Genomic DNA, 13331 nt, shown 5'->3' on the forward strand with positions numbered 1-13331 from the left:
CAGAAAATTTTAGAAACTTAAGTAAATCGACGTTTGTGCAAAAGAAATGCAGGCAAACGTCGATTTTTTACTTACAATAACAAAAATGCACAAAGAAAACCGGGGCGGTGGCAATATGAACAAAAAAAATTTTCATGTTTTTAAATGTTTGTGCACACTTATCCGGACTCCTATGCTATATTACTACTCGTAACCCCCCAATACATTATATAGTTTTTGCTATACCCCATAAGAGACATAATACCTTTTCCGGAAGAAAGCCAGTGGTTCCCCCCGCTGGCTTTCTTTCTGCCCATTTTTAAAGAAAAAATCTGAGGATCCTGCTGTGCCGTGCGGGAGCTTCAGATTTTTAGGTTAACCGGAAATTCCGATGGAACTTCCGGTTAACCTAAAAGGCACTGCGTGCCTAAGATGCGCACTCGCGCGAAGATGAAGGTTGTCGCAAGCGACCGCGCGAGGCGCCCGAATGTGCCGAGGCACATTCTTTTTAATCTGCAAAAACAGTTTTTGAGGATCGCCGGAGTGAACTTTCAGAAAAAACGTGCAAATGGGGATATAATCCTGTATAATAACATTTGTGAGAAATGAGTGAGAACAGATACAGAAAATGCAGCCCGGATATCGCAAGAGAGGCTGCATCAGACCAACAAGGAGGCCATTCAAAATGTTGAAGGCGGCACTTTTCAGCGATGGAACGAGAGAGTACCGCATCCCGGAAGAGCCGGAGTGCGGGGAGAATGTTAAGATAAGATTCCGGACCGGGGCCGGGGACGTGGACCATGTATACGCGGTGATCCGTGATGGCGGAAACCGGAATGAGTGCAGGCGGCTGGAGCTTGAGAAGGCGGAGACGGCCGGAAGATTTGATTTTTATGAGAGAACGATCCAACTGGGGGAGACCCCGTTGATATATGATTTTGAGGTTGTAAAAGGAGACGAAGTCTGTCACTATAACCGCCTCGGTGTGTCGGAGCCGGGAGGGATGGACGCTCCGTTTGTGATCACACCTGGATTCCATGTACCGGAGTGGGCGAAAGGCGCCCTGATGTACCAGATCTTCGTGGATCGGTTTAATAACGGGGATCCGACGAACGATGTCCTGGGAGACGAATATGTCTACATCGGATTTCCGGTGACGAAGGTGGAAAAATGGAATGAGCAGCTTTCCGTCCTTGATGTGGACCGGTTTTACGGCGGCGACATCCAGGGAATCTGGGACAAACTCGACTATTTGCAGAGCCTGAAGGTGGAAGTGCTCTACCTGAGCCCGGTGTTTGTGTCCCCGTCGAATCACAAGTATGACTGCCAGGATTATGAACATATCGATCCTCATTACGGGGTGATCGTGAAGGATGAAGGGGAACTTGTGGCGGCGGATGCGTCGGATAACCGCAATGCGAAGCGGTATTCCGTGCGGACCTCCGACCGGGAGAACCTGGCGGCGAGTGATGCGTTTTTTGCCCGTTTTGTGCAGGAAGTCCACAAGCGGGGCATGCGGATCATCTTGGACGGAGTTTTTAATCACTGCGGGTCTTTCAACAAGTGGATGGACCGTGAGAAGATCTATGAGAAGGACGGCGGGTATGAGCCGGGTGCATACCTCTCAGCGGACAGTCCGTACCGGGATTTCTTTCTGTTTAAGGATGCGAACGGCTGGCCGGACAATGACTCCTACGAAGGCTGGTGGGGACATAACACGCTGCCGAAATTAAATTATGAGGGATCGGAAAAGCTGTATCAGTATGTGCTCGATATCGCGAAACGGTGGCTTTCCCCGCCGTACTCGATCGATGGCTGGCGTCTCGATGTGGCGGCGGATCTCAGTCATTCGCCGGAGATGAACCACCGGTTCTGGAGAGATTTCCGGAAGGTCGTAAAGGAGGCGAATCCGGACGCGCTGATCCTGGCGGAACATTACGGGGATGCCACAACATGGCTTTCCGGGGACCAGTGGGATACGGTGATGAATTATGACGCGTTCATGGAACCGGTATCCTGGTTCCTGACCGGTCTGGAAAAGCACAGCGAGCGGAAGGATGACCACCTTCTGCACAACAGTCAGGCGTTCATGTGCTCCATGCTCTCCAACATGAGCCGGATGCAGACGGGATCTCTCTATGCGGCGATGAATGAACTTTCAAACCATGACCATTCGCGATTCCTCACGAGGACGAACCGCGTCGTGGGACGGCTTTATAAGCCGGAGGATGCGGAGAAAGCGGAGATCGGCGTGAATTACGGAACCTTCCGCTCCGGCGCGATGATCCAGATGACATGGCCGGGGGCACCGACGATCTATTACGGTGATGAGGCTGGCGTCTTTGGCTGGACGGACCCGGATAACCGGAGAACATTCCCCTGGGGAAAGGAAGACCTGGAACTCACGGAATTTCACCGGTATCTCACGGGGATCCGGAACAGGACTCCGGCGTTCCGATGCGGGGCGTTAAAGCCGCTGCTGGCGGAGAATGGTGTGATCGCGTATGGACGTTTTGATGCGGACGGCCAGGGAGTTGTCGTTGTGAACAGTGAGGATTATTCCCAGAGAATCCGGATTCCGGTGTGGGAAGCGGAAGTGAACGGCGATTTTATGGACCGCGTGATGGCGACGGATGCGGAGCGGTACAACGCGGGCACTGTGCGGTATCCGGTGACGGACGGTGTGATGGAAGTGGAGATCGCGGCGAATGGGGCGATGATCTTTATTGGGAGTAAAGGCGAGTAGATGGCGATCATGGTGCGTGTGCCGGGACTGTAATACGCAGTGTTTTCAAGGGCATTTGGTCATAAAAAATGCTTGATTTTTGAATCGATGTATGGTATCATTTTGACTTGTCAGAATGATATGGGCGGATTCCCGAGTGGCCAAAGGGGACAGACTGTAAATCTGCTGCAACTTGCTTCGGTGGTTCGAATCCACCTCCGCCCATTTTGGTAGCAAAGACCTGAAGAGATGAGAATGTCAAGGGAATGGGACGATGATTAGGGTGGCTCCGAGGTATTATGGAGCTGCGCTCCATAATTGCCGTTTGCAACGGCGATAGCTGCTGATATGAGAAAATTTTCTTATGTGAGCGAGCTCCCAACGAAAATTTTTTCATATCAGCAGCTGCCTCTCATTGTTTATACGCGGGTGTAGTTCAATGGTAGAACACCAGCCTTCCAAGCTGGATACGTGGGTTCGATTCCCATCACCCGCTTTTTGAAGCGTCGGACCTCTGGATTTAGAGGTCCGATTTTTTGTTTAACAGGAAACTCCGTCGGAATTTCCTGTTAAACAAAAAGGCCTGCGTGCCTAAGATGCGCACTCGCGCGAAGACGAAGATCGTCGTAAGCGACCGCGCTCGGCGCGAGAATGTGCCAAGGCCCATTCTTTTTTTACCCCCCAGTACCCCCAGGAGGACGAGCATGAATTTACGTGAATATCTGAAAGAAACCAACCTCATCACCGACGGCGCGTTCGGCACTTACTTTGCAGCAAAATACCAGACGCAGGAGATCCCGGAGCTTGCGAATCTCTCGGACCCGGAGAAAGTAAAGAAGATCCACGAGGAATATCTGAATGCCGGAGCAAATTTTATCCGGACAAATACTTTTGCGGCGAACACAGAGACGCTGCAGGAGCGCTTTCCGGAAGTTGAGAAGAACATCCGCGCGGCGGTGGAGATCGCAAGGAGCGCGGCGGACGGGAAGAACGTCTGGATTGCAGGCGATATCGGTCCGATCCCGGTGAATGGGACGGAGGACGCAGCGGCAGCGGCGGACGAGTATTATCAGATCGCAAAGACGTTTGCGGAGACAGGAGTCAAAGTCCTGGACTTTGAGACGTTTGCAGACCTCGACGGGATCCTTCCGGCGATCAAAAAGATCCGTGCCGAGTATGACATGTTCATCGCAGTCTCTTTTTCCGTGAACCAGTTCGGCTACAGCGCGGCAGGACTCAGCGCGAAGCGCCTTTTGGCGGACGCGGCGGCTGTTCTGGAGATCGATGCGGTGGGCTTAAACTGCGGCGTGGGACCGGCTCATATGCGCCAGATCCTGGAAAAAGCGGGACGTCCGGGGGATAAATTCCTGCTGGCGATCCCGAATGCGGGATATCCGACTTTGACGAGAAATAAACTTCAGTTTGGCAACACTCCGGTATATTTTGCGGAGAAGATGAAGGAGCTTCAGGAGCTCGGTGCTGACATTCTCGGTGGCTGCTGTGGAACAGATCCGGAATTTATCCGTGAAATGTCCGCCCGGGACGGAATCCTGAAGAAAAGCGCTCCGGAAAAAGAGGCGGAGAGCAGCGGACAGAGTGAACATGTGGTAAGACAGGGATTCCTCTATGATAAGAACGGAAACAGAAAAGAGAAGAAGCTTATCGCGGTCGAGCTGGCGCCGCCGTTTGACGCGGATGATGAGAAACTCCTGGAATCCGCCCATCTTTTAAAGAATGCAGGCGTGGATGTCCTCACATTCCCGGATTCCCCGTCCGGAAGAACGAGAGTCGATTCCGTCCTCATGGCGAACAAGGTGCGCCAGGCGACGGGATTAAATGTGATGCCGCATATCTGCTGTCGTGACAGGAATGCGATCGCGATGCGGTCCCTGTTTCTGGGAGCTGCCATCAATGATATTTACAACTTTCTGATCATCACGGGAGATCCGATCCCGTCGACGGCGAGACAGACGGTCAAAGCGGTGTTCAACTCGGATTCCACGGGGCTTATGAAGATCGCGAAGGAGATGAACGAGGATGTTTTCGCGAATAATCCGCTCTGCTACGGTGGTGCGATCAACCAGGGAAGAAAGAACCTGGACGTGGAGATCGGACGTGTAAAGAAGAAGATGGAAGAGGGAGCGGAGTTTTTCCTGACCCAGCCGGTATTCACGGAGGAGGACGCGGCGAGACTGCGCCGGATCAAGGATGAGACCGGGGCGCGGATCCTCTGCGGGATCATGCCGCTCATCAGCAGAAAGAACGCGATGTTCATGAAAAATGAGATCGCGGGCGTCAATGTGACGGATGAGATCGTCGCGAGATACCCTGAAAAAGCCAGCCGGAAGGAAGGCGAGGCCGTGGGCATCCAGCTTGCGAAGGAAGTCATGAAGCTGGTGGAGGACTTCGTGGACGGATATTATTTTTCATTCCCGTTCAACAGGGTTTATATGTTGAAGGATATTTGTAACTGTTCAGTAGGTCTGCGCACTTGCTGCGCTGATCGTAATAAAACACAGGCTTGAAGGCAAAAATCCCATCGGCGAAGCCGATTTGGAATGGATTTTTGCTCGTAACTTGCCATGCATCCGAAGGGAAGCTCCGGGGGAGGTTCCCGTAGGTGTGAGGGTACTGAACAGTTACGGATATTTTAGAAAAGTAAAAACAGCAGGAGACGGCGCCCGGATCAGGGCGACAGCCGTAAATGGAGAATAGAAAGAGAATGATTAAGACGATCACAGCTGCAGAGCTGATTAATGGAAGAACGTTTGACCGGACGATCATCGACATCCGCCCGGCGGAGGAATATAAAAAGGGGTCCATGGATGCCGCGTTAAATATCCCGGAGGACAAGCTGGTGGAATACCTGGAGAATCCGGAGGAGGCGGACATGGAGTCCGGAACGATCGGAGAGGGAAAGGCCTGGGAAGAGGGCGTAAATGTTGGAAAACTTCTCGCGGCGATCCCGAAGGACAAGCCGGTCTGGGTGCTCTGCCATACGGGAAACAAGAGCCTGTATGTGGCGGAACTTCTGGACGATGCCGGATTTGACGCCGGAAGCGTGGAAGGCGGATACCGCTCCTTCCTGCGCCTGTCCCTGTCCATGATGGTCATGAACGAGGAGGAGGTCGCGGAGCGCACGAAGGCGATCGAGCGCAGCATCATCACAAAATACCGCAAATCGATCTGGAGACGGTTTACAAAGGGAGTCCATGACTACGAGCTGATCAAGGAAGGAGATAAGATTGCGGTCTGCATCTCCGGCGGAAAAGACTCGATGCTCATGGCAAAGCTCTTACAGGAGCTGAAACTTCATGGAAAAGTGAAGTTTGACCTTGTATTTCTCGTGATGAATCCGGGATATAATGAGGACAACTGGAATATCATCTTAAATAACGCGAAGCTTCTGGGAATCCCGATCCAGGTGTTTGACAGCGATATCTTCAATATCGTTGCCGACGTGGATAAGAGCCCGTGTTATCTCTGCGCGAGAATGCGCCGCGGATATCTTTATTCCCACGCGAAAGAGCTCGGCTGCAACAAGATCGCGCTTGGACATCATTTTGACGATGTGATCGAGACGACGCTGATGGGAATGCTGTATAGCGGAAAGGTCGAGACCATGATGCCGAAGCTCCACAGCAAGAACTTTGAGGGCATGGAGCTGATCCGCCCGATGTACATGGTCCGCGAGGCGGATATCAAGGCGTGGAGAGATTACAATCACCTCCACTTTATCCAGTGTGCGTGCCGTTTCACGGAGCGCTGCGCGACATGCGGCGGCGAAAAGGGATCGAAGCGCGACGAGATGAAGGAGCTGATCGCGGAGCTCAGAAAGCGCTGTGACACGATCGACATGAATATCTTCAACAGTGTTCACAACATCAATCTGAAGACGGTCATCGGATATCACAAGGGAGACTGGAGTTACAATTTCCTGGATGACTACGATGAGGAGACGAAGAAAATCCATAATTGACAATTCTTTTCAAACACGCTATAATGAGAGTCTATCGGAGAATGCGCGGATGTGGCGGAACTGGCAGACGCACCAGCCTTAGGAGCTGGCGGGCAACCGTGGGGGTTCAAATCCCTTCATCCGCACTCTTCTGTAGAACAAAAAGATACTCATGTAACTGTGACGATACAATACAGTTACGGACTTACCAGAATAAGGGAGTAGTCGGCGCCGGAAAGCGCAGTAAGGTCAACATACTGGAAATGTTCCTGGCTTTACTTGAAATGATGAGACTTATCTGTCGAAAATGACAGAGAGAGTCTCTTTTTTTGTTTAAGAGGAAATCCAGATGGAACATTCTGTTAAACAAAGAGGCACTGCGTGCCTGAGATGCGCAATGTGCAAGGCGGAAGGATCGCACAGGAAAGCGTGCTCGGCGCGGGAAACCGGAAAGCGGATTCCTTTTTATCAGAAAAAATAAGCAATTTTTAGGAGGAACATGACTTATGGGACTTTTAGAGCTTTTTATCCTTGCTGTAGGACTGTCGATGGATGCGTTCGCGGTGTCTGTCTGTAAGGGCCTGTCGGTAAAAAAGATGGAACCGAAGCACGCGCTGATCTGCGGTGCATATTTTGGCGGATTCCAGGCTCTGATGCCGACGATCGGCTACCTTCTAGGAAGCCAGTTTGAGTCCATGATCACACAGATCGACCACTGGATCGCATTTGTTCTTCTCGGGATCATCGGAATCAATATGATCAAGGAATCCAGAGAGGATGAGGACGAAGAACTGAACGCCAGCTTTGACGTGAAGACGATGTTAGCCCTGGCGGTGGCGACCAGTATCGATGCGCTGGCAGTCGGCGTGACATTTGCGTTTTTACATGTAAACATCGTCTGGGCAGTGACCTTCATCGGATGTACGACATTTATCCTGTCGGCGATCGGCGTGAAGGTCGGTAATGTATTCGGAATGAAGTACAAGTCGAAGGCAGAGTTTGTCGGCGGACTGATCCTGGTCCTCATGGGGATCAAGATTTTGCTGGAGCATCTTGGATTCCTTGGCTGAGCCTGAAAAGCGCGGCCGGATCACGAAAAAACGGCAGCAGGAGAGGACCGGAACAGATAAAGAAGTTGAAAAATAGATCTTTGGGAGAGAAAACTTCCGGAGGTCCATTTTTGACGATAAGAGTGTTAACTTTAAGAGCGTGAACTTTTGTTGTCCGGCGTTCTTGACAAGGCATTCCGGTACCGATATAATGAATAATTGTCTGATACAGACAGATGAGATTTTGTAAAAATACCGTAATTGGAACGATATTACATAATCATAACCGATACATATCAGGGTTCGGCACCATTTCGGTGCGGACCCTGTCGTTGCATCCTGATAAATTCTGATAAAGTAAAATAAGGAAAATACAGACATGAACAGAGAGAGAGACCAGAGGGGATCAATGGGACCGAGAGACCAGAGAGATCCCAGAACCCAGAGAGACCAGAGAGACCAGAGAGACGAGTACAGGCAGCATTCCCCGGCCTGGATCCGGGCGCAGAGGCGGAAGAGAAAACAGATCTTAAGACGACGGATCATGATCGGCGGAGCGATCATCTGCCTGGTCCTGATCATCGGAGTGATCCGGCTTATTTCCGGCTTGTTCGGGCATGGAAAAGAGAAGACAACGGATACGGTCGCGGAGGAATCCACATTCCAGGCATCCGATATCAGCGTCAACGGGATTTCTTTAAAGGGAATGACAAAGAGCGAGGCGAAAGCTGCCATCGAGGCGAAGTTTCCGTGGAATGTGAAGATCTCTTACAACGGGGAGAGCGTGGACGCGGACAATATGATCGACACCGAGCTGGATGCCTTTTTGGACGGGATTTCTGCTGACAAGAATGGCGGAGAATATACATTCTCGGTGGAAGATTCCGAGGATCTGCAGTCCGCAGCGGCAGAGGCAGCAGCGGACGCGGCGGCGAAGTGGGATGTGAAGGCAAAGAACGGCTCGATCTCCGAGTATGACGCTGCGACGGATAAGTTCCTGTTTGCGGACGGAGCTCCGGGCAAGGCTGTGAACCAGGAGAAGCTTATAAAGGACCTCGTGGAGGCTGCGACAAGCGGAAACTATGACGCCGTGATACAGGCTGAGGTCAATGAGAGCCAGCCGGAGCTTTCCGCAGCGAACGCGAAGGAGCAGTATAAGACTCTTTCTACGTTTACGACGGAGACGACCGCCAACGAGAAGAGAAATACAAACGTAAAGCTTGCGGCCAGAGCTATCAACGGAACCATCGTGCGGCCGGGTGAGGAATTTTCCTTTAATAAGGTTGTAGGACAGCGCACGGCGGAAAAGGGATATCAGGAAGCGGCTGCCTACAGTGGAGGCGAGGTCGTACAGGAACCGGGCGGTGGTGTATGCCAGGTATCTTCGACGATGTACCGTGTGGCATTCCAGTCCGGTATGCAGATCACGTTCCGAAGATCCCATACCTTTGAGCCGAACTACGTAACTCCGGGACAGGATGCGGCGATCAGCTGGGATATTCCGGATTTCCGGTTTATCAATACGTCAAAGGCAGCGATCGGTATCCGCGCGAACTACAGCAACCGGAAGATGACGGTCTCCTTCTACGGAGTACCGGTGCTGGAGGATGGAATCACCTGGAGTCTGGAGTCCGAGAAGACGGATGAGCTTCCACCGCCGGAGCCGACCTATGTGGAAGACCCGACGCTGGATCCGGGTACCGAGGTGACACAGAAGGCAGCGACGAACGGAAGCCGCTGGGTTACCTATAAGATCGTTTCAAAGAACGGAACCGTTATCGAGAAGACAGAAGATCACGCGAAAACCTACAAGGGACATGCGGCTGTGATCCGCAGAAATACGGGAACCGTGAAGGTTTCACCGGATGAGACGACGGCCATTGAGTCCACGTCGGCAGCAGCTGTAGACGGAATGCCGGACGGATATGTTCCGGGCGAGAGTGTCGCGCCGGAGAGTTCCGCCGCCGCGACAACAGCCGCCGGTTCTTCCGGCACATCGACGACAGCGGCGTCCACCGGTGGCTCTGAGACAAAGGGCACACACAGTGAGACAACGGCTGCATCGACGACAGCGGCAGCAACTGAGGCTGCGACGACGGCTGCACCGGCGACAGAAGCAACGACGGCAGCCGCACCAAACGGCCCGGGCGATGAGACAACAGCAGCGGCTACAACGGAAGCGGTTGGAAATATTGCAGGATTTCCGGGAAATTAAATAGAGAGAATAAAGAAAACGCACATCATGCTTTCAAGAACCTTAATTATATGGGAGAAAGAAGATGTGCGTTTTGATTTAGTGTGAGAGAACGAGACGTCGCGGAGCGTAAACGAAAGAAAAGAGGTGTCCCAAAGGATACCTCTTTTCTTTCGTTTTTGTAAAAGCACGAGACGGGATTCGAACCCGCGACCCTCGCCTTGGCAAGGCGATACTCCACCACTGAGCCACTCGTGCGTATCAGGTTACCATCATGATAGCATGGATCTTTTGAAGTGTCAAGATAAGAAAAGTGTGGTATACTGTGGAGGATATGAAAAAATTTACTGGTCAGGTCAGCACATGGAAGTAAAAGAGAGGAAAAGCCATTGGAAACATCAGTAAGATCAAAGGAAATGGATATGTTAAACGGAGGACTGGCAGGAAAACTGATCCTGTTTTCGATACCGTTAGCGTTCAGCAGTATTTTGCAGCAGCTGTTTAATTCAGCGGACGTTGCCGTTGTGGGAAGATTCGCGGGGGAACAGGCGCTGGCGGCCGTGGGAAGCTGTGTGGCACTGGTTGGAATTTTCGTGAACCTGATCGTAGGACTTTCTGTGGGACCGAATGCAGCTCTGGCGAACCTTATTGGTCAGAAGAACCGCGGTAAGATCAACAGCATGGTCCACACGATCCTGACCTTCGGTGCGGTTCTCGGAATTGCGCTTCTCGTGATCGGAATGCTGGTGGCAAGAATGGTCCTTGTGGCATCCGGAACGCCGGAGACAGTGCTGGATCAGGCACTCTTATATATCAGGATCTATTTTGTGGGAATTCCGTTTATGGTGGCGTACAACTTTGGTGCTGCCATTGTCAGAAGCTACGGTGATACGAGGAGACCGATGTACTACCTTATCGTGTCCGGCGTGCTGAATGTAATTTTAAACCTGCTCCTTGTGATCGGATTCCATCTGGGAGTTGCGGGAGTTGCCATTGCCACGGTGATCTCCAACGTGGTCAGCACATTCCTCATTATCTCCCATCTGTACCGCAGGAATGATGAGTTCAGCTTCCGGTTTGACAGGATGCGGATCGATACAAATGAGTTGAAAAAGGTGCTGGCGATCGGTATCCCGGCAGGAATTCAGGGTGCGATCTTTTCTGTTTCCAACGTGTTTATCCAGAGCGGGATCAACATGTTCGGTGAGGCGGCCATCGCAGGTTCATCCCTGGCACTGAATTTTGAGTATTTTACATATGATATTGCAGGTGCTTTTGCCCAGGCGGCGGTTACATTTACAAGTCAGAACTTTGGTGCGGGCAACATGAAGAGATGCAGAAAGATCTTCTGGCTCTGCCTGCTCTTTGGATTTGGATTTACGGAGATCCTCAGCGTGATTTTTATCGTGTGGGAAGACTTTTTCGTCAGCATCTATACGACGAGCGCTGCGGTGGCGGCATACGGGATCATACGAATGGATCGTGTGTGTGCCTTGGAAGGTTTAACTGCGACATATGAGGTTGCAAGTTCCTGCCTGCGAGGAACTGGAAAGTCCCTGGAGCCATCCGTCATCACGATCCTCGGTACGGTCGTATTCCGACTGATCTGGCTCACAACGATATTCCGCATGTTCACGACTTATGATATGTTGATGAATGTGTATGTGGCGTCGTGGCTGTTTACGGGATGTTCAATGTTCGTGGTCTACTTCTTCCATATGAGGAAGATGGATAAGCTGTTTGCGGCAAGATAGAGAGAAAAAACTGTTACTGTCTGCATCGTTCGTAAATAATAAAAAAGCGTTTTCCTGCGGTATATCAGTTGATGAGATGCCCGGACAGGAGAACGCTTTTTAAAGTTAAAGACCTGCAGATCAGATGATCTGGTTGAGAAGTTATAAGTCAGTTGGAACGGTTTCCTGACTTATAAGTGAATGATCTTCGCACCCAGAAGCTCTGCGTCGTCCTCCGCATGGGTAGCGATGATCAGGAGCTTTCCAGCGCAGAGCTCTTTGACAAGATCGATCGTGAGCTGCCTGGTATCTGCGTCCAGGCCGGTAAACGGCTCATCCATGAGAATGATATCGGTCGGTGCGAGGATTGCGCGCAGGATCGCGACACGCCTCTTCATGCCGCCGGAAAATTCACAGACAGGCTTATTCAGGGCGTCTTCCGGAAGAAGACGGAGCAGGTATGCGGTCAGAGCTTCGTTGGAATATCGCTTTCCAAGAGCGAAGCGGAGGTTTTCAATGGCGGTATAGCATTCCAGAAGACGGTTTTCCTGAAAAACGGCGGAGATCAGGGGACGCATTCCCCGGATCCTGCAGGGATCAGATTTTGATACTGTGCCGGAAGATGCTTTTATATCGTTGTTACCGGGATTCTCTGCCGGTGTACCGAACAGGATCACACCGGAATCCGGCTTTTCAAGTCCGAGGATCAGACGGAACAGTGTAGTCTTTCCGTTTCCGGATGGTGCCATCAGACAGTAGAAAGTTCCGGAGGAAAATTTCAGGGAGAGATCGGAGAGAACCGGCTGTCCGCCGTAGGATTTGGTGACGGAGCGGAGTGTGAGGGCAGTGTCATTTTTTTTATTGATCGGACTCATTCACATCAGCCCCCTTTCCGGCACATTTCTTCAGAATCCACAGAAAACCTTTCTCAAACAGACTGCTCACAAGAATGATGACAACCGTCCACGCGAAGAGCTCCGCGGTGCTCAGATAGATCTTCGCGAGATACAGCCCCTCGCCGATGGAACCGTCCGGCACACCGATGACTTCGGCGGCGATCCCTGACTTAAATCCCATGCCGAGGGCAGTGCGGCAGGCGCTTTTTAAGTACGGGTAGAGTGCTGTGCGGTAGATATAGAACGCCCGGCGGATAAATGGGACGTGGAAGACTTCCGCCATCTCTAAAAGTTCCCGGTCCGCAGATATCAGCCCGGCTTTCGTGTTCACATGGATCATGGGATAGACCACGAGGAACGAGATAAAGACGGAGAGGTTTTTCGAGCCGGTCCAGATCAGCGCCAGGATCACGAAGGACGCGACGGGAACCGTCTTCATGAGCTGCACCGGCGGCTCTAAGAATTCGTCCACGATGGGAAAACGGTACGCCAGAGATCCGGTGAAAAGTCCCAGAAAAAACGCCAGAAAGAATCCGATGCTGATCCGTCCGAAAGAAAACGCGATGGCGGACCAGAAGTACGGGAGAACGATCTGCTCACAGAGCGCCCGCAGCGTATCGGCAGGTCCCACAAGGAAAATATGATTCCGGATCAGGGAGGCAGCGGCCTGCCAGAGAACGATCCAGAAAAGGATGATCGAGAGTCTGCGGAAAAATCCGGAAAAACGATGATCCATGGTGGCTGTCTCCTTTCACAAAGTGTAATAAAAATCAAAGCTGCTTTCCAGCGGTTGAATT

General features: G+C 51.7%; 8 protein-coding genes and 4 tRNA genes. 9 read left to right on the top strand and 3 right to left on the bottom strand.

Going from position 1 to position 13331, the window contains the following annotated elements:
* Window positions 1–664 precede the first annotated feature (664 nt).
* The 8 genes from V2546_RS09195 (at window position 665) to V2546_RS09230 (ending at window position 9926) form a co-directional block, all read left to right on the top strand.
* Window positions 665–2725, top strand: coding sequence for an alpha-glycosidase (locus tag V2546_RS09195; protein WP_329752132.1), 2061 nt, complete (start codon window positions 665–667; stop codon window positions 2723–2725).
* Window positions 2726–2847: 122 nt separating this feature from the next.
* A tRNA-Tyr gene (locus V2546_RS09200) sits at window positions 2848–2929 on the top strand.
* Between the two features lie 200 nt (window positions 2930–3129).
* A tRNA-Gly gene (locus V2546_RS09205) sits at window positions 3130–3200 on the top strand.
* 208 nt (window positions 3201–3408) lie between these two features.
* Window positions 3409–5229 carry a bifunctional homocysteine S-methyltransferase/methylenetetrahydrofolate reductase gene (locus tag V2546_RS09210; protein WP_329752133.1) on the top strand — a complete coding sequence of 607 codons (1821 nt, stop codon included), beginning with the start codon at window positions 3409–3411 and terminating at the stop codon, window positions 5227–5229.
* Window positions 5230–5426: 197 nt separating this feature from the next.
* On the top strand, window positions 5427–6683 hold the full coding sequence (locus tag V2546_RS09215) for a PP-loop family protein (RefSeq protein WP_118298406.1): 1257 nt from the start codon (window positions 5427–5429) through the stop codon (window positions 6681–6683).
* 45 nt (window positions 6684–6728) lie between these two features.
* Window positions 6729–6808, top strand: a tRNA-Leu gene (locus tag V2546_RS09220).
* A gap of 360 nt (window positions 6809–7168) precedes the next feature.
* Window positions 7169–7732 (top strand): manganese efflux pump MntP, encoded by a 564-nt coding sequence (locus V2546_RS09225; RefSeq protein WP_118298318.1) that lies wholly within the window; start codon window positions 7169–7171, stop codon window positions 7730–7732.
* A gap of 358 nt (window positions 7733–8090) precedes the next feature.
* Window positions 8091–9926 carry a VanW family protein gene (locus V2546_RS09230; RefSeq protein ID WP_329752134.1) on the top strand — a complete coding sequence of 612 codons (1836 nt, stop codon included), beginning with the start codon at window positions 8091–8093 and terminating at the stop codon, window positions 9924–9926.
* Between the two features lie 165 nt (window positions 9927–10091).
* On the opposite strand, the gene V2546_RS09235 is transcribed toward V2546_RS09230, so the two are convergent.
* Window positions 10092–10163 (bottom strand) — tRNA-Gly (locus tag V2546_RS09235).
* Window positions 10164–10294: 131 nt separating this feature from the next.
* Between V2546_RS09235 and V2546_RS09240 the strand changes: the two genes are divergently transcribed.
* Entirely contained in the window at window positions 10295–11659 is a 1365-nt protein-coding gene (locus V2546_RS09240) for an MATE family efflux transporter (protein WP_329752135.1), read from the top strand.
* Window positions 11660–11829: 170 nt separating this feature from the next.
* On the opposite strand, the gene V2546_RS09245 is transcribed toward V2546_RS09240, so the two are convergent.
* Together V2546_RS09245 and V2546_RS09250 are read right to left on the bottom strand one after the other, a co-directional pair.
* Window positions 11830–12513 (bottom strand): ATP-binding cassette domain-containing protein, encoded by a 684-nt coding sequence (locus tag V2546_RS09245; protein ID WP_329752136.1) that lies wholly within the window; start codon window positions 12511–12513, stop codon window positions 11830–11832.
* Window positions 12497–13270: an ABC transporter permease subunit gene (locus V2546_RS09250; RefSeq protein WP_329752137.1), complete on the bottom strand. Its 774-nt coding sequence runs from the start codon at window positions 13268–13270 to the stop codon at window positions 12497–12499. Before V2546_RS09250 ends, V2546_RS09245 begins: the two co-directional genes overlap by 17 nt.
* Window positions 13271–13331 lie beyond the last annotated feature (61 nt).

Source organism: Clostridium sp. CM74B_53 (genome assembly GCF_036318045.1).
Lineage (GTDB): Bacteria > Bacillota > Clostridia > Lachnospirales > Lachnospiraceae > Pilosibacter.

Bases quoted from the DNA above. Each gene is read 5' to 3' on its own strand.
- V2546_RS09225 (WP_118298318.1), top strand. From the start codon at position 7,169: ATGGGACTTTTAGAGCTTTTTATCCTTGCTGTAGGACTGTCGATGGAT.
- V2546_RS09215 (WP_118298406.1), top strand. From the start codon at position 5,427: ATGATTAAGACGATCACAGCTGCAGAGCTGATTAATGGAAGAACGTTT.
- V2546_RS09195 (WP_329752132.1), top strand. From the start codon at position 665: ATGTTGAAGGCGGCACTTTTCAGCGATGGAACGAGAGAGTACCGCATC.
- V2546_RS09210 (WP_329752133.1), top strand. From the start codon at position 3,409: ATGAATTTACGTGAATATCTGAAAGAAACCAACCTCATCACCGACGGC.
- V2546_RS09250 (WP_329752137.1), bottom strand. From the start codon at position 13,270: ATGGATCATCGTTTTTCCGGATTTTTCCGCAGACTCTCGATCATCCTT.
- V2546_RS09230 (WP_329752134.1), top strand. From the start codon at position 8,091: ATGAACAGAGAGAGAGACCAGAGGGGATCAATGGGACCGAGAGACCAG.
- V2546_RS09245 (WP_329752136.1), bottom strand. From the start codon at position 12,513: ATGAGTCCGATCAATAAAAAAAATGACACTGCCCTCACACTCCGCTCC.